Below are 19,694 nucleotides of genomic sequence, written 5' to 3'. Positions count from 1 at the left end.
CGGACGTCGGCCAATCCACAGGTTCGGCCTGTCGCTGGAGCGCTGCGTCGTAAGGTCGAGTAATGAGCCCCGCGAGAACACGCGTGACCTCGATGTTCGTAGTGCTGGTCGCGATCGGCGCCGTGGTCGTCGGTTGTGGCAGCGACAATAAGACGGTGACCAAGAACTCTCCGCGAGAAATCACCGTCGTCGGCACCGGCAAGGTGCAGGGCGAGCCGGACACGCTGCAGGCGACGATCGGCGCGCAGGCGAGTGGCGATGACGTGTCGTCGGCGATCGCCGCCGTCAATGCGGCCGCCGACAAGGTGATCACCGCGATGAAGAACGCGGGTGTTGCGTCCGCCGATATCCAGACCGAGCAGATGTCGATCAATCCGAACAACACCAATCCGCCGCCGGGTCAGGCGTCGCAGGTGAGCGGCTATCAGGCGACCAATACGGTCCGCGTCACCATTCGTGATCTGTCGAAGGCATCCGAGATCCTCGACCAGGCGATCGCGGCCGGCGGCAATGCCACTCGGTTGAACGGCGTCTCGTTCAGCATCAATGACGATTCGAAGTTGATGGCGGGGGCGCGTGAGCGCGCGTTCGACGACGCGAAGGCCAAGGCGAAGCAGTACGCGAAACTCTCGAACGGCTCGCTGGGCAGCGTCATCAGCATCGACGAACAGGTGAACGGCGGCGGGCAGGAGCCGATGGCCCGGACGATGGCGATGCCGGCGATCGAGCCGGGACAGCAGACGGTGTCGGTGTCGGTGACCGTGAAGTGGCGTCTGAAGTAATAGCGCGCATCGCCGATGATTTTTGTCGGTGACCGGGGTCAACATAGACGTACGCCATTCCCACCCGAAAGGTCTTCGTCATGTCTGACTACACAGCCCCCGTCGGCGCGCCGATCTGGATCGACCTGACCAGTTCCGATGCCGAGAAGGCCGTCGACTTCTATACGAAGCTGTTCGGCTGGGAGGTCGAGGATCCGAATCCGGAATTCGGCGGCTACCGCAACTTCACGCTGAACGGAAAGCCGGTCGCCGGCCTGATGCAGTCGATGCCCGAGGGGCCTGCTGATGTGTGGTGCGTGTACCTGCGCACCGATGATGCCGCGGCGACATTCGCCGCGGCCACCGAGGCCGGCGCGACGCCGATCGTGGCACCGATGCCGGTCGGCGATCTGGGCACGATGACGATCATCACGGACCCGGCCGGCGCGGTTGTCGGGACGTGGCAACCGGGCGCGCATCCGGGATTCGTCGAGATCGGCAATGCGGGCGCGCCGTACTGGTTCGATTGCATGAGCCAGGACTATCCGACGGCACTTGCGTTCTACACCAAGGTATTCGGCTACCAGCCGGTCGAGGTCGGCACCGGTGGTGCCGAGGATCAGCAGGGGCCGGACCGGTACAGCGTCGTCGGGACCGGTGGCGAGCCGTTCGCCGGGATCATGGACGCCAAGGGCCTGTTCGAGGACGACGATCATCCGTCCTTCTGGCAGGTGTACATCACCACCGATGACTCGCGCGCAAGCGTCGCCCAGGCCGTCGAGCTCGGTGGCGAACTCGTGATGCCGGTCGAGGACACGCAGTACGGCGCGCTCGGCTGCGTCAAGGATCCCAATGGTGCCTACATTCAGATTGCGACGCCGCCGCCGGGTGAAACCCGCACAATGTAGGTCGATCGGTACCGTAACTCGTTGCGGTGCCAGCGGATTCAATCGTCGATAATGCGGCTGCGGGTCGCGTCCGGATCGGCGCCGAGCAGGAGCAGGATCGATTGCGTCAGCGGTGACGCCAGGTTCGGCAATTCGGCCGTGCCGCGATGCTGGATACATCGCCGTATCTGGTCGTCGACGCCGCCGACGATGAAGTCGAAAACGCCGGGGTGAACCGGCTTCATGGATCCTTCGTCCACGCCCTGCCGGTGCGCGTCGCGGAACTTCGCGGCGAACACTTGCATGATGTGCTCGCGACGCGAGGCGAGCTCGGAGATGGACGGCAGTTCCACATGCAACGCGCGGGCGGCGGCCGGTACGTCTGCCAGTAGTTGCAGATACGCCGTGAATGAGACCTCGACCTGGTCGGCGGGATCGGTGTCCTCGGTCGCGTTCCACGCCTCGTCCATTCGCGTCTGCATCGTGGTGTTGCACATGTCGATGGCGTTCCCGAAGCAGTCGACCTTGTCGGAGAACAATTCGTAGAAGCTGCGTCGAGAGACGCCCGCGCGAGCGACGATCTTGCTGATGGATGTGGCGGCAAAGCCCTCTTCGGCAACAACATCGAGCACTGCCAGGCACATGCGTTGACGTTGGGAGGCCAACACATCCTTGCGTTCGAGCTTGTGCGGGCCGCGGGGCAGCCGGTCGGGAGTGCTCATCGCATCGGCACGCTGACTGGCAGGTTGATGAAACTGGGCGCGCTCGGATCGATCGCAATGGTTTGCGGACGCAGCTGGGATTTGAGCATGAGTGCGGGGATCATTATCGACTTCGGGAAGTTCGCGGCGAAAATGTCCACTCGCAGGCGATGACCAGGTTGAAGCACGAAATCGGTTGGATTGAAACCGATGTCGAGCACGGTCGGCCGGCCGGGCACCACCGGTTGTCGATCTGCGAGCGAGATGTAGGGGACGGGCTTGGTGTAGTCGCCATTGGCCGAACGACTGCTGCGGCTGTCGTCGATCTTGCGCAGCGATGCGGTGAGTTGCCCACTGGTCACGACGGTCGATTGTCCATCGGGGGCCACGTCATTGAGCGTTGCGGTCCAGTATCCGTCGGTGGTCTCCAGCTTCGTGTTCAGATGCAGGCTCACCGGTCCGGATACCGCGGTGGATGTTGCGACGGGTGCAGAGGTGAACGTTGCCGCCGCGACCTCCGAGACCCGCGCGTCCTTGGCGCATCCATCGATGAAGCCGAGCATGCCGGCGGTGCCCTGGGCCGCGTCTCGGGAGCAGACGGTGGACAGTCCCGGCGATACGACGGCGTCAGCTCGGCCGGTGGGCGGTCGCGAGGTGATCGACCCATCGAATGCGACGATTCCCGTTGTCCTGCTGGGCGTTCCGGTCAAGTACTGCCGTGTGTAGGTCATTCCCGGTCGCGGGAAGCTCGGCGCGCTGGTCCACGCGCCGCCCTGCTGGAACAGAGTCGCGGGGCTGTAGCGATCGATGCCGTTGTCGATTCCCTTGAGCCACTTGTCGAACCATGCGCGCTGCAGTACGTCGACTCGGGGTGGTCGGCCAGTGCTGCCCAGCCCGGAGCCGACGGTCGAGTGGTACCAGTCGCCCATCAACAGCTTCTTCTTGCTGTCCGGTAAGTCGATGGCGTTGATGATGTCCGGCTCCGAGTTGGTGAACAGGTCGTGCCAGCCGCCGACAACGAACGTCGGCGCGTGAATCCGCTCGGGGTGACCGATTATCGCCTGCCGGAATGGCTTATTCGGATCGATCAACGCGTTCACGTCAGGCGGGATGTTGTTGATGTCGAGTGTGAACAGTGCGCGCAGCAGCGTGTCGAAGAAGGTGACGGGACTCGATACCCGATCGGCGAGCCACTTCCAGTCGAACGTGCCGGTGACGATCGACCGCAGGTCCGGCAGCCATTTGAGCGTGTCGATGCCCATGATCCAGTACGGGATGAACCCGGCGTTGAACCCGCCGCCCGGAGCGATGGTGTCCTGAATGATGTCGCTGCCGGGGACGACCGCGAATACGGATTTCACGGGAGAGTTGGGCTGTTCCGCAGCTTGGAGTGCGCTGATCCCACCGTATGAGAGCCCGGCGGTGCCGATCTGCTTCGTCGACCACGGCTGGTTTCCCGCCCATCGGGCGACCTCGGCAACGTCCTGCTGTTCGCGCGCACCGTCACCGTTCCAGACGCCCTGCGAGAATCCGGTGCCGCGAACATCGACGATGACCTCGGCGTAGCCGGCCTTGATCAGCTGCGGATCGGCCGAGATCGTGCGCGCGGATCCGCTTGAGATTGCCCGGATCTGGTCGCCAATTGCGGATATCGGGGTTCCGGCGAGGTCGAACAGATCGAATCTGTTCATGAGGTCGACGATGGGGTCGTACAGGCCGGGGATCGCTGTCGCCGACTCGAGCAGCATGTAGATCAGCTTGGTGTACGGCGTCATGTTGACGATGGTCGGAATCGGGGTGGTCACGCGGCCGGAGGCGTCCATGGGCCGGTACACGTTGGCCTTCAACACGATTCCATCACTCATTCGGATCGGGACATCCCAGTCGATATGCACCCCGGAGTACTTCTGCGGCCCGTCCTCGGTGCGGGTCCAGGAGTCGGCCATGGTGGTGTCGTGCGTCGATGGGGCGGCCGCGGCGGGACCGCCGATACCGATCATCGTCGCGACCATCGCGAGTGTGGCCAGAAGCAGCACTGCACGGCGGGTGATCCGGGTACAGCGCCCGGCATCGGCATCGGCATCGGTTATTGACATTTCTGCTGGTCCTTGGGGCCCGATAGTGAGAGACTGTGTCGTACCTCACTGGGAGGGTAATGCACATCACAACTAACGACAAGCGAATCCGGAGTCGAAGCATTCGTCGACGCGCCGGCGAATCGCGGCGTATGTTCCAGCCGGAGCGGCCGAAGCCGCGTGGATGCAGTCTGCTGATGGGGGTCGACGCGTGATGAGAATCCACCCAGTGCGTGCACGCCGGGGCAGTCGCTTGCGACTGCTGCTCTGCGGGCTGATCCTTTCTTTGCTGTCGACCGTCGTATGGGTGAGTACGCCGGCGGCACAGGCCAGTCGGCTCACTGAGATCACCATTCCGGCCTTGCCCGGACAGATCCCCGACATATGGCTCGGCGCCGTGCTCAACGCGAAATATGCTGCGCCGTACCCGGGTCCGCCGCGGGCGAAGGTGCTGCTTCCGGCCGGCTACGACCCGTCGAAGAAGTATCCGCTGTTGGTGTTGCTCGCGGGGGCGAGCAGCGACTACCGGACGTGGTCGCAGGATGCGCTGGGACGCATCACGACGACAGCGGCGGGCTTCCCCGGAATCATCGTGATGCCCGAGGGCGGCACCGGGTTCTACACCGATTGGTGGCAGGGCAGCCCGCAGTGGGAGAGCTACTACACCGACGTCGTGATCCCGGAGATCATGAAGCGCTTCCCGATTCGTTCCGAGCGGCGGTGGCATGCGATCGCGGGTGTGTCGATGGGCGGCCTTGGCGCGGCCTATCTGGGCGGTCGGCTACCGCAGTTCTTTGGTTCCGTCGCAATCATTTCCGGCCTCGTCGATACAGATCTGTTCCGCGGGATGCCCAATCTGGCGGCGTTGGTGCCGGAGCTGAACGCCAAGCAACCGCCCGACCTGAACGCGCTCTACGGGCCACTGGACGGTGCATACGCAGTGGGGCACAACCCTGTTCGGCTCGCGGCTAACCTCGGCCAGACGCGAGTATTCATGGCGACCGGCGACGGCCGGCCGACGAGCGACGGCGAGCCCAACGACAACAATCTTCTCAGCGATCTGCCTGTCGAGCTGGCGTTGATCCATCCGGCGTCGGACGCGTACATCACGGCGCTGCGCGCCGCCCGAGTCGACGCCACGTACCAGGCGCACGCCGGCATTCACGATTTCGCGAACTTCCGCAAGGAACTTCGCGATGCCTCTACGTGGAATCTCTTCGCCCCCGCGGTCGAGCGCCCCGATCGCTGGGTCAACGACACGGTCGCAACGCATGGCAGCCTCTGGGGTTTCGATTATCGGTTCGATCGTCGGCCGACCGAGGTGGTGCGTCTGCAACGGGACGCGAACCTGCTGCGCATCGGTGCCGCAGGCACCGCGGTCACGATCACCGGCGGGTCGGGGTGCGTCGTCCACACGGCCACTCCCGCGACCCTCGATCTGACAAGGACGAACTGCCAGTGAGAATTCGACCGACCGCGCGACTCATCGGATCGTTGCTCGTCGTGATTGCGGCCGTCGCGGCTGTCATTGCGCAGCCCGCGGCAGCGGCGCCACCGGGACGGGCAGGCGTTGTGCGACCAGGCGTGCACCATCAGGGTTCGGATGTCTATCCGTACCTGGTCTACACGCCGGCGTCGGTCGATCGTCGCAAGCCGGCGCCGTTGGTCGTCGTCGTGCACGGATGTCAGACCACCGCGGCACAGCAGATTGAGTCGACGCGCTACAACCGCATCGCCGATCGTGAAGGATTCGTCCTGCTCTATCCGGACGTCGACCAACTGGACCGTTCGGCCCCGTGGCCGGCAACGAACTGCTGGCAGTTCTTCGACCCGGCGAGTTGGCATCGAGACGGTGGACAGGCAGCGGCGATCGCCGACATGACCCGAGAGGCCATGCGTTCCAGCAATATCGATGCCCGACGGGTCTATCTGATCGGAATGTCGTCCGGGGGATTCATGGCGTCGGTGATGTCGGCGGCGTACCCCGATCTCTATACGGCCATCGGCATTGCATCGGCCGGTCAGTACATCGACCCGAGCTGCATCTTCCATAACCCGGTCACCAGACCCGTGACCGATAGCGCGCGAGACGCCTATGTCGAGATGGGTTCGCGCGCAAGGGTAGTGCCGCGGTTCGTCATCGGCGGCGACAGCGACGGCACTGTCTCGTCGGAGTGCCAGGGCAAGGCCCTTCAGCAGGGGATGGAGACCGACAACCTTGTTCGGCGACATCAGGGCGAGAAACCGGCATCACTCGCGCCGACGTCGGTCCGGGAATATGTTGTCCCGCAAGGTCGGTCGGCGACGGTGCTCACCTATGCGACACCGGACGGGCGAATGGTGGACCAACGTTGGATCGTTCACGGCATGGACCACTACTGGTCGGGTGGTTCGCCGGACCCACAGTTGTCGCGATGGACCGACGCGCGAGGTCCCGACGCTGCCGAGTTCTCCTGGGAGTTCTTCCAACAGTTCTCGAAGTAGGCCAACGATTCTCGAAATAGGCTTCGGCTAGCCGAGGCCGTTGAGCCGTTTCTCGAGGAAGCGCCGTTCGGCGGCATTCTCGGTCAGCAGCAACGCTTCCTCGTAGGCGAGCCGGGCTTCATCGACGCGGCCCAGCTGCTGCAAGAAGTCGGCCCGGGTGCTGGCGAGATAGGGGTATCCGGCGAGTTGCGGTTCACTGCGGAGTTCTTCGAGCGCGGCGAGCCCGGCCTGGGGAATGTCGGCGAATCCCAGTGCGGCAGCGCGGTTCAGAGCCACAACCGGCGACGGCCACATCGATTCGAGCACCCGATACAGCGCGACGATCTCGCGCCAATCGGTGTCGGCGTATGACTCCGAGTCGGCGTGAACAGCGGCAATCGCCGCCTGCAGCGCATAGCGGCTCGGTGGTCGGCCGCGAAGGGCCTCGTGCACCAACGCGATCCCTTCGGTGATCGCGCCGCGGTCCCATAGCGAGCGGTCCTGGTCGGCGAGCAGGATGAGATCGCCCTGGGAATCGGTCCGTGCGGGTCGTCGTGCGTCGGTCAGCAGGATCAGCGCGAGCAGGCCGGCTGCGTCCGGCGAGTCCGGAATGAGTTGGCGCAGCATGCGAGCGAGCTCGATGGAGCGTTCGACGAGTTCGGCCCGCACCAGATTCGATCCCGAGGGCGCGCTGTGGCCCGTGGTGAAAAGCAGGTGCACCACCTCGAGGACGCCGAGGAGCCGGGCGGGCAGCTCGTCTTGGGACGGGACCCGGTAGGGGATATGCGCGTTCGCGATCTTCTTCTTGGCGCGGGTGATTCGCGCTGCCATCGTCGGTTCGCTGACGAGGAAGGCGCGGGCCACCTCGGCCGTGGTCAGGCCGCAGAGCAATCGAAGCGTCAGCGCCACTTGGGACTCCAGCCCGAGGGCAGGGTGGCAGCAGGTGAAGATGAGGCGGAGCCGGTCGTCCGGAAAGTCGTCGGTATCGAGCTCAGGCGCGGTGTCGTCCATGACAAGCTCGGGCATCTTGCGCCGGAAGTTCTCATTGCGGCGGATGACGTCGACGGCGATGCGTCGCGCGGTTGTCGTCAGCCAGGCCCCGGTTCGACGGGGGATACCGTCCGCCTCCCACCTCGTGAGGGCGCGGGCGTAGGCGTCCTGGACGCATTCCTCGGCGAGGTCGAACTCGCGCGTGAAGCTCACCGTTGCGGCGAGGACGTATCCCCATTCGCGACGGTGAGCATCGGCGACCGCGGCCGCCACGGCCGCGCTGGTCAGCGGTCGAACACCATGATCGGGCGAACCTCGAGTCCGCCGGAGACGACCGGAATCTCCTTGGCGAAGGCGATCGCGGCGTCGAGATCGGCGGCCTCGATCAGGTAGTACCCGCCGAGCGCTTCCTTCGTTTCGGCGAACGGTCCGTCGGTGAGGCTGAAACCGCCGTTGTTGTCCGGCCGGACCGAGGTTGCGGTCGAAACCGGCTGCAGGGCATTGCCGTTCACGATCGACTCGGCGTGCTTCTCGCCGAGCTTGGCGTGGCCTTCCGTGATGCGGGTGGCGGCTTCGGGCCCGCGGTTGGCGAATTCGGCCTCGTTGTCGTAGATGAGAACCAAGAACTGAGACATGACGTACTCCCTCTTCCGGGCCCGGCTTTCGGACCGTCACTCAACGACGAACAGCTTTCTCTCAGATCGACAGGCTGGCGAGAATTTCTCGAAAGTTTTCTGACTGCCTGAATTATCCGAGCCGGTTACGGCGCGATCGGTAAGGGGCGCTGGTGTGGGTCAGGCCGGCCGCAGGGCGGTGAGCACGCCCGTTGCCGGTTTCACGGTGGAGTATTCGATCTGCTGAAACCCGATCGCGCGCAGGGAGTCCCGATAGCGCCGAATATCGATCTCGGCGGGGTCCATGTGCCGACTGAGTAGCTTCGTCAGACGGCTGTGGGCGCCGATCGCCGCCATATCGGCGAGGAGGAGTCGGCCGCCCGGGCGCAGCACTCGCCACATCTCGGCGAGCGCCTGATCGCGCTCGTCCTCGGGGATGTGGTGCATGGCGAAGGTACACGTCACGACATCGATCGAGGCATCGGGCAGATCGAGGTCTTGTGCCGCGCCGCATTGGAACCGGCAGTTCGGCCGGCGGCCGGCATGAGCGGTCGCGTAGTCGACCATCTCACACGCGGCGTCGATGCCGATGACTTCGCCGGTCGGCCCGACGCGATCTGCGAGAGCGGCTACGAGTGCGCCCGGTCCGCTGGCGATGTCGAGGACGCGTTGGCCCTTTGCAGCGCCGCTCACGGCCGCGACGCGGCGATCATGTCTGCGCCGTCCGCCGAAGAAGACGGTCGTGAAGGCGTTGTAGCCCTTCGGGTTTGTGATGAGTATGCCGTTGGAGTCTTGTTCAATTCGGAACATGTGTTCATGATTGAACGAGAGGCGACGGTTTGCCAGAACCAAAATTTGGCGTTCCGTTCGATACCGCACAGAAGGGCAGAAATGTCTGTGACTGACAGGCGAGTCCGGCGCACACGTACCGCGCTGCATAAGGCGCTGATCGAGTTGATGATCGAGCGCGGCTACGACAAGGTCACCGTTCAGGACGTGCTCGACCGAGCCGACGTCGGCCGATCGACCTTTTACGCGCACTTCCGAAGCAAGGACGACTTGCTCGTCGTGAGTGGTACCGAGTTCCTGAAGACGGCGATCGAGCAGCGGGATGCCGACCCGATCCAGACCTTCTTCCAGCTCGCCGACGGCCATCGAGACGTGTATCGGGCGTTGCTTGGACCCAAGAGCAGCGCGGTCGTCATTCGTGGCGCGCAGCAGATGGTCGCCGAGGTACTCACCGATGAGGGGTTCGAAGAACCCGAGGTGACCTTTCTGTCCTGGGGACTCGTCGGCCTGATGAGCGCTGTGGCCGACGGGCGGATGGGCGCTGCCGCTGGCTACGCAGTCACTCACCGATCGGTTGACGCGGCGCGTCGTGGCTTGACCCAGTGAGTTTCGCGAGATTCGAAACCGTTATAGCTGCCGCGCTCAGTGACCCGTCCCACCTCTCCTATGTGACGAGTGTTGATCGAGCTGATGTGTCTCAGTCGCGACAACTGACGCTCAAATTTCCTAAGTTTCGGTCATCCGAGTAATCAAAATCGAATAGTCTAAATCAGAAGGTGCGTAGTTGTGACCAGCAGGCATCGGTAGCTCTGTTCACGCAAGGTGCCGAACCAGTGTCAGCGTACCCGCCGATCGACCATCTACTTGGAGATCGTCAGATGCTGTCTGGTGTGCTTGCTTGTATTAGCGATCTGGCGCGCAAGTTAAATTATGTGCAGTCTGCTCGGGACGAAACCAGGGGAGGACCTTTTCGTGACTTTGAATATAACTTTGTTGACGCCGGCAGCGATCTATCAATCGGCAGATTTTCGCCTTACAAACTCTGTGGATGGATCGACTATTGTCGACGATTCGCCGAAGTCGGTGATTTTCCAGTATGATTCTCTGTCGGGTTTTGTTACTTACACTGGAATTGGCTCGTGGGGTGGGCTTAGCCTATCTGGGCTTATTGCTGATTGGCTTGTCGGGCCGAGTGACCTAACTTTGGCTGAGGTTGCGGCAATAGTGGAGCATGAGGGGACGAATGTCCTGAAGCAGGTTCATCGCGCTACCGGACAGTGGTTTGCGCATACTTTTACGGTAGCAGGCTTCGAGGACAACTGTGCGCGGGCGTTTGTTGTATCCAATTTTGAAGACTGTTTTGGGCAGAAGCGTACGACGATTGATGAGGCGCTGTCGACTACAAGACGCGAACTGAACCGGGATGGTGGATCGTTTGTGATTGTCACTGGCCAAGCAGATACAGTGCCAAGTTCAGAGCGAAAGATACTGCGCGAACTTGCCATTCGAGACCCAAGTGACGGCGGCCGAATTCGTAGGCGGATGAAGAAAGCGAACGCTGAGGCGGCCAAATCTACTCGGTGCAACGGAACCGTCAGCGACGAGTGTGCAGTTACGTCATTTCGCTCAGATGGCTACGGGATCCTGCAGTTGGGAGATGACCCCGACCACAGCGCAAAGCAGGTGCCGATGATCTTAAATGGTGTCAATTTCGACAAGACGCTAACGGACTTGGCGGCTGCAGCTGGTTTGGACATGTCTGGGGCTCGGCTCGAAACAGCGGCCTTTGTGTCCACAACTGCGTCGGGTCCGCTAAAACGGGTACGTTCGGAGTGTCGATTTGAAGTCAGCGGTAGCGGCGGGGACAGCGGGTATCGCATTCGGGAAATTCGTGCGCCAAGATTCGAGCCACAATGGGCTCGTGGTATCAACGAATTGGGAGAGGTTGTCGGTACCGGCAGGTCCGAACAGAAGCCCCATTGGCAGATTGACGAGCCTTGGATGATGAAAAATGGAGAATTGTTCAAGATTAACTTTTCTGGAAATGTTTGGGGCATTAATGGGGCTGGTCATATTATTATGGACGCGGGCGGCCCTGAGAACGCTATCTATATGGATGGGTCGGTTTTTGTCTTGCCCATCGAGGGGCCAGATGTCGATACTGTTGGGGCGAGTCGTGGGTCAGGCATTGCCATCAACAATAGATCACAGATCGGTGGAGCTGTTTGTGCCGATACTGGATATAATATGCATGCAGCAGTGTTTCAGAGGGGTGCGACACCGAGCGTCTTAGTGGATGCCTCGTTAGGAACGGAAACGCGTGCCGTGGACCTTAATGATGTTGGTCAAGTGCTGGTGATTGAACATGGTCGACCCGCGTCAAGGTCTATAATTTGGAACTTGGATAGTGGTACCTGGGAGTATGTCGGCGGGGAGGATTCGTACATAACGCCGGTGACGATCACAAACGATGGTGTTGTTGTAGGGGTATCGTCGGAAGGATTGGCGATGGCTTGTCTGGCCGGTGAATCGTGGCGTCCATTGGGTACCGGTCCGGGTTGGTCGCCAACTGGGATTAACGACAAAGGTGACGTCATCGGGATAGTGATGAACGATGGACTGTTCCGTCCGTGGCTGAGGTTGGCATCTGATGAGCTGATTCTGCTCCCATACGTGGTTGGGCACCATACCGAGCCGACCGCCATCAATAGTCGGGGCGAGATTGTTGGAACTGCTCAGGCTGACCATGGAGGACATGCGGTGATTTGGTCCAATGGAGACGTGCTGTGAAGTAGTTCCGAATGGTCTTGATGCGCTCAGAAGGACAATCTCAAGTCATGTCCGAGCTATCCGGACCGATAGCCGTGTGCCGGTAGGCGTCTTGATTGCCTGGTGCCCAGGCGGGTGGTGAAATGTGGCCATCGCGCGATGCTGGTATCGGGCCCGCTGGGGCGAAGCGGGTAGCTGACGTCTGCCTCAGGTAGAGGGCTGCGCAGTGCCCCCAGTCGGACTCGAACCGACACTTGACGGATTTTAAGTCCGCTGCCTCTGCCAATTGGGCTATGGGGGCTCGGCGCGATGCGCCGCGGTACAGCCTATCGGGCGCTGCGAGTGACTCGTCCAACTCGCAGCGCCCGACCCCTCGCTGTTTCGGCGCTCTTATGGAGCGACGTCGATGAACTCCTTGAATCCGTACTGATCGTGTGGACCAATGGCGCCGAACTCGAATAGTCCGTAGCCGATCTTCGTCTCGCCGTTCTCGTGCAACGTGAACTTGGCGAGATATTCGGTGGGGCAGAACAGCTTCAGCATCTTGTCGAGCTCATCGACCTTGTAGCGCAGCCCACCGGTGACAAGGTCGCCCTGCCACATTCCGTGGCGCCAATCCTGTTCCAGCCCATAGCCGGAGCCGAATCCGAAGAAGTGCGGCTGGATGATCTCGACGTCGGCGACCACCTGTTCGCCGGTAGGGCGGGTAAACGTTAGCTTGGCCGCCGAAACATCTCGCGTTCCGGAGATGAACGAAACATCATGTGTCACATGGCCGAGCCACTCGTTGTCGCGATCGTCCTTCCACACCCGGGTGACGTCGTCCATGACTCGCCGGCCCTGCTGGTCCTCCTGGATGATCATGACGATGGACGAATCCTCGAACTGCATCACCACGTAGTTCCAGTAGAAGGTGCCGGAGATGGTGGCCCGGCGTCCGGCCGGCTCCGGCTCGCCGATCGGGCGCACGCCCCACGATCGGTCGCGGCTGCCGCGCCACGACTTCGGGTCGACCTCGAATCGGTCGCCGTCGACCGTGATCTCGCCGGACCACCAGCCGGTCTGTGCGAAACGCTGGGTATCGAAGGTGACGCGTTCGATCTGTCGGTAGAAGTGCCGCGGTTCCAGGACCGCCGGAATGTCTGCGTCCCAGGTGATGTCGAAGCTGACGTCGTAGTCGTCGCTGGGCTCCAGCGTCACGCGCAGCTTCTCGAGTCCCTCGATCACCTCGATTTTGAACGGCCCGACCGACGTGTCACTGCGGTCGGCGCCGAGCGCCCGCGAACCGCGGAACACGACCTGATCGTCGCGGTACCGCACGGCGGCGAAGCAGTCGACGACCCCGAGATTGGGATAGACGCCCAGGCCGATCACCACGAACGGCGCGTCGGCGGTCGCGTTGTGGCAGTTGAAGTAGTACCGGTCGTAGAAGTTCCGATCGGACGTTTCGACGTGCCGGATGACCTCCGCAACCTGGTGCAGCGGATAGTCGTCCATCTTGGACAGCGTCATTATTTGATTCCCTCCCAATAGGTTCCGGCGAGCATCTTCTCGATGGTGGATCGATGCAAGATCATGTCGTTCGGGTCTTCCGGTGCCGGCGAGATGCCGAATTCGGTGGCGCGTACCTGAATTCGGTACATGATGACGCCGTGCACGATGGCCGCGTACGCCGTGTAGAAATCCATGTTTTCGGGCTTGTGGCCGGTGAGCCGCTCGTACTCGGCTTCGCAGTCGGCGCGGCGCATGAAGTCGGGCAGCCCGGGCATGCCGGCCAGCTCCGCCAGGTCCTGGAAGAATCGGTGCAGGAAGATCGTCCAGCCGAGATCCAGCTCGCGGGGTCCGAGCATCGCCATCTCCCAGTCGAGCACGGCCGCCGGCTCGAAGTCCTGGAAGATCACATTGCCGATCCGGGCGTCGCCCCAGTTCAACAGGGCTGCATCGGTTTTCGGCATATTGGCGTCGACCCAGTCGAGCGCCTCGTCGAGAATCGGCGCCCGTCGGTTGCCTTCGCTGGCCCAGTCGTAGAACTCGCGCAACCGGCGAATATTCGAGGCCAGCGCGGTCTCGCCGGGCTCCGGTCGAAGGACGCCGGGGGCGTCGTCGGCGGGCACCGTGTGGACCTTGGCGAGAATCCCGATCGCGCTGTTCTGCAGCGTCTTCCGCTGTTCCGGTGTCGCATCCATCACCCACGACCCGAACGTGTACGGCATGACATCCGGCGGCACCAGGCCGTCCACGCGACCCATGACGATGAACGGCGCGCCGAGCGGCTCGGGATCCGACTCGGACCAGTAGCAGGTCGGAACCGGCACGTCGGTGGTCTTGCCGACGTACTCCATGACCTTGAACTGGCCGTCCATGTCGTAGGACGGGAACACCGGATCCGACGATGTGAGGGGCGCGACCCGCACGACGAGGCGGTGCTGTTCGCCACCCCAGGTGGCGTCCGCGAGCACGGTCTCGCTGGACATGCCGTTGGCCGACGGCAGTTCGACCGAGGTGACCGTGGCGTCGGCATGCTTGCCGACCAGCCATTTCTGCAGACGTTCCTGCAGGTAGGCGGGGTCGCGTTGCGATTCCGATGGTCTGGCCTGTTGTGCCTCGGTGGTGTAGTCGCCATCTGTCATTGGTGCCTGTCCTCTTCTGGGGTTGCCGGTCGCGAGTGTGTCGCCCGTCACGATCTTGACACATTGAACACTATCGGCAAAAGTGTTCAAAGTGAGATTGGTTCCGACGAATGGTCCGCGGGGCGAAGTGCCCGAGCGGTTCGTGGCCGCGGTCGCGCAGACGCTGATGCGGCTCGGCCTGCAGCGCTTCAGCCTGTCGGCGGCCGCCGACCAGGCCCGGGTGTCGCGCGGCACGATGTACAACTGGTTCGGCGGCAAGCAGGATGCGATCGACGTCGGCGTCCGCTACATGGCATCGGCATTCATCGACATGCTCGGAGTTGCTGTGGGGGAGCAGGATTCACTGCGCGATGAGATCGGCGCGGCGGCGGCGGCGCTGAGCGAGCATCGCCGGTGGTCCGATCAGCTGGACCCGACGATGCACACCTCGGGCTTGCTGGAGCTGGTCTTCGAGGTCTGCGGCGACGACCTGATGCAGCGATCGGTCGAGTTCTGGGTCCCGCGCATCAAGCTGGCGAAGACGCGAGGAGAGGTCGACGCAGACCTGCCGACCGAGGCCGCCGCCGACTGGATCATCCGCGGGTTGATGAGTATCGAGGTGCTGCCGGTGACAGCCGTCGATCTGTCGAAACCCGAGGCCGTGCGGGAGCATTTCTCCCGATTCATCATGGGTGGACTTGCCGAGAGACGTTCTTGAAATTTCGTCTCACCGGCCGCACAATCGGGGTATGGCCACGCCTGATCCGAAAGCGATCCTCGACGCCGACAACTGGGACGAAGTGCATGAGCTCCATCCCGACGTCGTCGATCGGCTGACGGCCGGCGTCCTGCGTGGTGACCCGCTCGCCCAGGCGGTCATCGACGAGATGCACACCGACGGGGTGCACTGGCGCGACCTGCTGCACATCCTGGAGGCTCCCGACGAACGAATCGATCAGGCGCCGGCGGCTTTCAGGGCGTTGTTGGATGCGGCCGCGACGCCGCCCGCCTGGTATGAGCCCAGCCTGGTCGACGCGGGGGCCAAGGCGCTCTGGCGGTTCGGCAGCCTGCAGCAATCCACGCTGTACCAGTCGCTGATCTACGGCTACCAATCGCCGGCGTTCGCCCGGTCGGTCGCCGCCACCGGCGAGCTGACCGAGGGCACGCTGAATCGGCTGGTTCGTACGGGCCAATGGGTTGCGGTCGCCACCGCGCCCGGGCTGATGGCGCCGGGGCGGCGCGGCTGGTCGGACACGGTGCGAATCCGCCTGATCCATGCGATGGTTCGGCATTTCTGCATCACCGAGGCGGGCTGGTCGGTCACGGACTGGGGCGAGCCGATCAACCAGACCTACAGTGCCCTCACCATTTCCGGCGGATTCCTGACGCTGCCGCTGCGGGTGGGCAAGGACCTCGGGATCCGTTATTCGCGAGCCGAACTCGAGGCGATCGCGCAACTCTGGCGTTGGATCGGCTGGGTGATAGGCGTCGACGAGGAACTGCTGCACACGAATCTCAAAGACGCACAACAGCTTTTCGACGTCGCCAACGAGTTGAACTTCGAACCGGACGAGACGTCCAAGGAGCTGACCTCGGCCCTGTTCCATAACGGATTCCAGATCGGAGCCGGGTTGCCCGCGCCGATCACCATGGCGCTGAACGCGACTCTCAAACCGGCGCTCGCGACGATCTTCGAGTCGGCGTCGACCCGGTGGTTGCCGCCGGCGCTCGCGCACAAGGCGGGCCTGACCCGCACGCCGCTGCACCACCTCGTCGACGCGGTTCGCCCGGTTGTCCGCGCGCGGGAGCTCGCCCGGACCGCGGGACTGCTGGGCGCCGACCAGAAGGTCATCGAGCGCGAGCTGCGATTCACCTTCGGCAGCCTCGGCCTCGATTACGACCAGGCCATGGCGGGTTGACGCCGTTAACGTAACGTTGTTAACTTAACGCTGATCGCTCACCCGTCAGCGGAAGAGAGCAGCACTATGTTGGCTCGGATCGCCAGAACTGTCATCGCCGCACCCAAGCGCGTGCTGCTCGGAGCGTTCGCCCTGCTGCTGTTATGCGGCGTGTTCGGCGCCCAGGTGAGTTCGCACCTGGCGGCCGGCGGCTTCGCCGACCCGGGGTCGCAGTCATCGCGGGCGGTCGACCTGCTGGATAAGACCTTCGGCCGCGGCGGGCTGCCGGTCGTCATCGAGCTCTCGGAGCCCGACTCGGCGGCGAGTCCGATCGTCGCCGACGAACAGGCGCGGGCGAAGGCCCAGCAGATCGCGGCCGGCCTGCGCGGCTATTCCTTTGTGCAGCAGCCGATCCTGTCGCTGTGGGACACGCCCGGAGCGGCCGCCGCGCTGCAGAGCCGGGACGGGCATTCGGGGCTGATCGTCGCCAACGTCAGCGGCGGCGACAAGGATGCCGCCAAGAACGCGCAACGCCTGCATGATCGATTCACCTCCAGCGCAGGCGATCTCACGGTCAAGGTCGGCGGGCAGGCGATGGTCTACTCCCAGGTCAACGAGCAGACCAGCAAAGACCTGCAGATCTCCGAGATGATCGCCATCCCCATCAGCTTCCTCCTGCTGATCTGGGTATTCGGCGGGGTGGTCGCGGCGCTGCTGCCGCTGATCACCGGCGCCTTCGCCATCGTCGGAACCGCGGCCATCCTGCGCGGTTTCACCGCCTTCACCGACGTATCGGTATTCGCGCTCAACCTCACGACGGTGATGGGCCTGGCGCTGGCGATCGACTATTCGCTGCTCATCATCAACCGCTATCGCGAGGAGGTGGCCGACGGCCTCGATCGCAATGCGGCGCTGGTGAAGTCGATCTCGACCGCCGGCCGCACCGTGCTGTTCTCATCGGTCACGGTCGGCTTGTCGATGGCGGCGATGGCCGTGTTCCCGATGTACTTCCTGCGCTCATTCGCCTACGCGGGCCTGGGTGTCGTGGCGCTGGCAGCAGTGGCGGCGATCGTCATCACGCCGGCCGTGCTCGCACTTTTGGGCGACCGTGTCGACAGCCTTGACCTGCGACGCCCGATCCGGCGGCTGCTCGGCCGGCCCGAGCCGAAGATCAAGCGCCCCGAGGAATCGATGTGGTATCGGACGACGAGTTTCGTGCTGCGGCATGCGATTCCGGTGGGCGTCGCGGTGATCGCGCTGCTGCTGGTCCTGGGCGCACCGTTCATCGGCATCAAGTTCGGTTACCCGGACGACCGGGTGCTGCCGGCGTCGGCGACCGCGCATCAGGTCGGCGATGACCTGCGAAACGACTACGGTCAAAACGCATCTGCGTCGGTGACGATCGTTCTGCCCGCCTCGGGCGGCAGGGCTAATGACGTGCACGCATACCAACAGCGGTTGTCGCAGATCGCGGGCGTGACATCGGTGACGGGCCCGGACGTGACGGTGGCGGCCGGTCGCGATGTCGCTCCCGGCGATCCGACGTCGCGCAGTGGGCAGTCCGAATTCCTGACGGTGGCAACGACTCTGGATCCGTTCTCCACCGGCGGGAAGGATCAGCTGAACGCCCTGCACGACGTGCCGGCGCCGGCCGGTGTCGCGCCCATGTTCAACGGTCTGGCGCAGCAGAATGTCGACAACGTCAACAGCATCATCGACCGGCTGCCGCTGGTGCTCGGGATCATCGCCGTCACCACCTTCATCCTCCTGTTCCTGCTGACCGGCAGCGTGGTGCTGCCGCTGAAGGCGTTGGTGCTCAACGTCTTCTCGCTGACGGCCACGTTCGGCGCCCTGGTGTGGATCTTCCAGGACGGCCATCTGGGCGGCTTCGGTGTGGACACGACCGGCTATCTCATCGCGAACATGCCGGCGCTGATGTTCTGCGTCGCGTTCGGGCTGTCGATGGACTACGAGGTGTTTCTGATGTCGCGGATCCGGGAGGAATGGCTCGCCGGGCCGAAGACCCGCGAAGGCAACGATCACGCCGTCGCGTACGGTCTGGCCCGCACCGGCCGGGTCGTCACGGCGGCGGCGCTGCTGATGGCGATCGTGTTCGCCGGCCTGATCGCCTCGCAGGTCTCGTTCATGCGGATGTTCGGGGTGGGGCTCACCATCGCCGTGTTGATGGACGCGACACTCGTCCGGATGCTTCTCGTTCCTGCGTTCATGCGGGTCGCGGGTAGGGCAAACTGGTGGGCACCGAAGCCGCTGCGCCGCCTGCACGATCGCATCGGCCTGAGCGAAGAGCCCACCGAATCCGATCCCGCGTCCGCTGCAGCGGCGTCCGACAAGAAGTTGACGACCACCGGCCCATGAGCGTCACCGAATCCACCCGACAGTCCGCGAAGCGCAGCCGCAGCCCGCGCGGCTCGGGTGAGACGCTGCGGTCCGACATCCTGGACGCGACCACCGAGCTGCTGCTCGAACACGGCGACGCCGACGCGGTGTCGATCCGTGCGGTCGCCCGCAAGGTGGGCGTCACGTCACCGTCGATCTATCGGCACTTCGCCGACAAGGACGCGCTGATCGAGGCGGTGTGCACGCGATACTTCGAGCAGCTGAACGACGTCCTGTCGGAAGCGACCGCAGGGATGGAGCATCCGCTGGAGGCGCTGGCCGCGCAGGGCATGGCCTACATCCGGTTCGCGGTCGGTACGCCCGAGCTCTATCGATTGGCGACGATGAGCATCAGCCATGAGCAGTCGACGACCGACATGGTGCTGCAGTCGTCGGCGTTCGCCCAGTTCGCCGACAAGGTGTCGGAGGCGATGGAGATCGGCTACTACCCGAAGGGCGACGTGCTGCCGCTGGTGCTGCAGCTCTGGGCGGCGGCACACGGGGTGGCGGCGCTGATGATCGCGAAACCGTATCTGCCCTGGGGCGACGATTTCGCGCTGGCCAACTCCGTCCTGCAGGCCGTCTGCATCGGACAGCCGGTCGTCGACCTGCTCGGCGGCGACCCGACGCCGACCGAGGCGGCGCAGTGGGTCGAGCAGCAGCGCGCGGCGGCCGCTGCCGAAAAGGTCAAGAAAAGGTAAAGTCGGAACCAGTGCCGCGCTTCACTCGTTGAACGGGCAG

The 19,694-nt window shown here is 63.6% G+C and carries 17 protein-coding genes and 1 tRNA gene; 10 read left to right on the top strand and 8 right to left on the bottom strand.

The window, feature by feature from the left end; translation table 11 throughout:
- Positions 1-62 precede the first annotated feature (62 nt).
- On the top strand, positions 63-782 hold the full coding sequence (locus tag G341_RS0102580; protein ID WP_081622396.1) for an SIMPL domain-containing protein: 720 nt from the start codon (positions 63-65) through the stop codon (positions 780-782).
- A gap of 80 nt (positions 783-862) precedes the next feature.
- Complete coding sequence (locus G341_RS0102575; RefSeq protein WP_018177541.1) at positions 863-1,669, top strand: VOC family protein; 807 nt, start codon at positions 863-865, stop codon at positions 1,667-1,669.
- Between the two features lie 38 nt (positions 1,670-1,707).
- On the opposite strand, the gene G341_RS20770 is transcribed toward G341_RS0102575, so the two are convergent.
- Together G341_RS20770 and G341_RS0102565 are read right to left on the bottom strand one after the other, a co-directional pair.
- On the bottom strand, positions 1,708-2,370 hold the full coding sequence (locus G341_RS20770) for a TetR/AcrR family transcriptional regulator (protein WP_018177540.1): 663 nt from the start codon (positions 2,368-2,370) through the stop codon (positions 1,708-1,710).
- Positions 2,367-4,445, bottom strand: coding sequence for a CocE/NonD family hydrolase (locus G341_RS0102565; protein WP_081622395.1), 2,079 nt, complete (start codon positions 4,443-4,445; stop codon positions 2,367-2,369). Before G341_RS0102565 ends, G341_RS20770 begins: the two co-directional genes overlap by 4 nt.
- A gap of 208 nt (positions 4,446-4,653) precedes the next feature.
- Between G341_RS0102565 and G341_RS0102560 the strand changes: the two genes are divergently transcribed.
- Complete coding sequence (locus G341_RS0102560) at positions 4,654-5,886, top strand: alpha/beta hydrolase (protein WP_018177538.1); 1,233 nt, start codon at positions 4,654-4,656, stop codon at positions 5,884-5,886.
- Positions 5,883-6,908, top strand: a complete 1,026-nt coding sequence (locus G341_RS0102555; protein WP_018177537.1) for an extracellular catalytic domain type 1 short-chain-length polyhydroxyalkanoate depolymerase — start codon at positions 5,883-5,885, stop codon at positions 6,906-6,908. Before G341_RS0102560 ends, G341_RS0102555 begins: the two co-directional genes overlap by 4 nt.
- A gap of 27 nt (positions 6,909-6,935) precedes the next feature.
- Here the strand turns inward: G341_RS0102555 and G341_RS0102550 are convergent, their stop codons facing one another.
- The 3 genes from G341_RS0102550 to G341_RS20765 all read right to left on the bottom strand — a co-directional run bounded on the left by G341_RS0102550 (position 6,936) and on the right by G341_RS20765 (position 9,301).
- Positions 6,936-8,150, bottom strand: a complete 1,215-nt coding sequence (locus G341_RS0102550) for an RNA polymerase sigma factor (protein ID WP_018177536.1) — start codon at positions 8,148-8,150, stop codon at positions 6,936-6,938.
- Between the two features lie 11 nt (positions 8,151-8,161).
- Entirely contained in the window at positions 8,162-8,512 is a 351-nt protein-coding gene (locus tag G341_RS0102545) for a YciI family protein (protein ID WP_018177535.1), read from the bottom strand.
- Positions 8,513-8,671: 159 nt separating this feature from the next.
- Positions 8,672-9,301, bottom strand: a complete 630-nt coding sequence (locus tag G341_RS20765; RefSeq protein ID WP_043450376.1) for a class I SAM-dependent methyltransferase — start codon at positions 9,299-9,301, stop codon at positions 8,672-8,674.
- A 6-nt stretch (positions 9,302-9,307) separates the two neighbouring features.
- Here G341_RS20765 and G341_RS0102535 point away from each other — a divergent pair, with 6 nt between their 5' ends.
- Positions 9,308-9,886 carry a helix-turn-helix domain-containing protein gene (locus tag G341_RS0102535; protein ID WP_155826738.1) on the top strand — a complete coding sequence of 193 codons (579 nt, stop codon included), beginning with the start codon at positions 9,308-9,310 and terminating at the stop codon, positions 9,884-9,886.
- A gap of 366 nt (positions 9,887-10,252) precedes the next feature.
- The gene (locus tag G341_RS23715) at positions 10,253-12,070 is read left to right on the top strand and encodes a hypothetical protein (protein WP_155826737.1); all 1,818 of its coding nucleotides are present in this window, start codon (positions 10,253-10,255) and stop codon (positions 12,068-12,070) included.
- A 206-nt stretch (positions 12,071-12,276) separates the two neighbouring features.
- Here G341_RS23715 and G341_RS0102530 read toward each other — a convergent pair.
- From G341_RS0102530 to G341_RS0102520, 3 genes are all read right to left on the bottom strand, one after another.
- Positions 12,277-12,350 (bottom strand) — tRNA-Leu (locus tag G341_RS0102530).
- Between the two features lie 89 nt (positions 12,351-12,439).
- Positions 12,440-13,561 carry an Rv3169 family protein gene (locus tag G341_RS0102525; RefSeq protein ID WP_018177532.1) on the bottom strand — a complete coding sequence of 374 codons (1,122 nt, stop codon included), beginning with the start codon at positions 13,559-13,561 and terminating at the stop codon, positions 12,440-12,442.
- Entirely contained in the window at positions 13,561-14,679 is a 1,119-nt protein-coding gene (locus tag G341_RS0102520; protein ID WP_018177531.1) for a phosphotransferase family protein, read from the bottom strand. The genes G341_RS0102525 and G341_RS0102520 overlap by 1 nt, the downstream gene beginning before the upstream one ends.
- A gap of 91 nt (positions 14,680-14,770) precedes the next feature.
- On the opposite strand from G341_RS0102520, the gene G341_RS0102515 reads away from it, so the two are divergent.
- The 4 genes from G341_RS0102515 (at position 14,771) to G341_RS0102500 (ending at position 19,654) form a co-directional block, all read left to right on the top strand.
- Positions 14,771-15,376, top strand: coding sequence for a TetR/AcrR family transcriptional regulator (locus G341_RS0102515; RefSeq protein ID WP_026303156.1), 606 nt, complete (start codon positions 14,771-14,773; stop codon positions 15,374-15,376).
- Positions 15,377-15,407: 31 nt separating this feature from the next.
- Positions 15,408-16,577 (top strand): oxygenase MpaB family protein, encoded by a 1,170-nt coding sequence (locus tag G341_RS0102510; protein WP_018177529.1) that lies wholly within the window; start codon positions 15,408-15,410, stop codon positions 16,575-16,577.
- Positions 16,578-16,643: 66 nt separating this feature from the next.
- The gene (locus G341_RS0102505) at positions 16,644-18,932 is read left to right on the top strand and encodes an MMPL family transporter (RefSeq protein ID WP_018177528.1); all 2,289 of its coding nucleotides are present in this window, start codon (positions 16,644-16,646) and stop codon (positions 18,930-18,932) included.
- On the top strand, positions 18,929-19,654 hold the full coding sequence (locus tag G341_RS0102500; protein ID WP_018177527.1) for a TetR/AcrR family transcriptional regulator: 726 nt from the start codon (positions 18,929-18,931) through the stop codon (positions 19,652-19,654). Before G341_RS0102505 ends, G341_RS0102500 begins: the two co-directional genes overlap by 4 nt.
- Positions 19,655-19,694: the final 40 nt, after the last annotated feature.

It is taken from the genome of Jongsikchunia kroppenstedtii DSM 45133 (genome assembly GCF_000380485.1).
Taxonomy (GTDB): Bacteria; Actinomycetota; Actinomycetes; order Mycobacteriales; family Mycobacteriaceae; genus Jongsikchunia; species Jongsikchunia kroppenstedtii.
This window is presented reverse-complemented; position numbering and strand designations above follow the sequence as displayed.

What these genes read in the sequence shown, in the direction of transcription:
- G341_RS0102545 (WP_018177535.1), bottom strand. Translation starts at nt 8,512, where the DNA reads ATGTCTCAGTTCTTGGTTCTCATCTACGACAACGAGGCCGAATTCGCC.
- G341_RS0102520 (WP_018177531.1), bottom strand. Translation starts at nt 14,679, where the DNA reads ATGACAGATGGCGACTACACCACCGAGGCACAACAGGCCAGACCATCG.
- G341_RS0102500 (WP_018177527.1), top strand. Translation starts at nt 18,929, where the DNA reads ATGAGCGTCACCGAATCCACCCGACAGTCCGCGAAGCGCAGCCGCAGC.
- G341_RS20770 (WP_018177540.1), bottom strand. Translation starts at nt 2,370, where the DNA reads ATGAGCACTCCCGACCGGCTGCCCCGCGGCCCGCACAAGCTCGAACGC.
- G341_RS0102535 (WP_155826738.1), top strand. Translation starts at nt 9,308, where the DNA reads ATGATTGAACGAGAGGCGACGGTTTGCCAGAACCAAAATTTGGCGTTC.
- G341_RS0102575 (WP_018177541.1), top strand. Translation starts at nt 863, where the DNA reads ATGTCTGACTACACAGCCCCCGTCGGCGCGCCGATCTGGATCGACCTG.
- G341_RS0102525 (WP_018177532.1), bottom strand. Translation starts at nt 13,561, where the DNA reads ATGACGCTGTCCAAGATGGACGACTATCCGCTGCACCAGGTTGCGGAG.
- G341_RS0102580 (WP_081622396.1), top strand. Translation starts at nt 63, where the DNA reads ATGAGCCCCGCGAGAACACGCGTGACCTCGATGTTCGTAGTGCTGGTC.
- G341_RS20765 (WP_043450376.1), bottom strand. Translation starts at nt 9,301, where the DNA reads ATGTTCCGAATTGAACAAGACTCCAACGGCATACTCATCACAAACCCG.
- G341_RS0102565 (WP_081622395.1), bottom strand. Translation starts at nt 4,445, where the DNA reads ATGTCAATAACCGATGCCGATGCCGATGCCGGGCGCTGTACCCGGATC.
- G341_RS0102510 (WP_018177529.1), top strand. Translation starts at nt 15,408, where the DNA reads ATGGCCACGCCTGATCCGAAAGCGATCCTCGACGCCGACAACTGGGAC.
- G341_RS0102505 (WP_018177528.1), top strand. Translation starts at nt 16,644, where the DNA reads ATGTTGGCTCGGATCGCCAGAACTGTCATCGCCGCACCCAAGCGCGTG.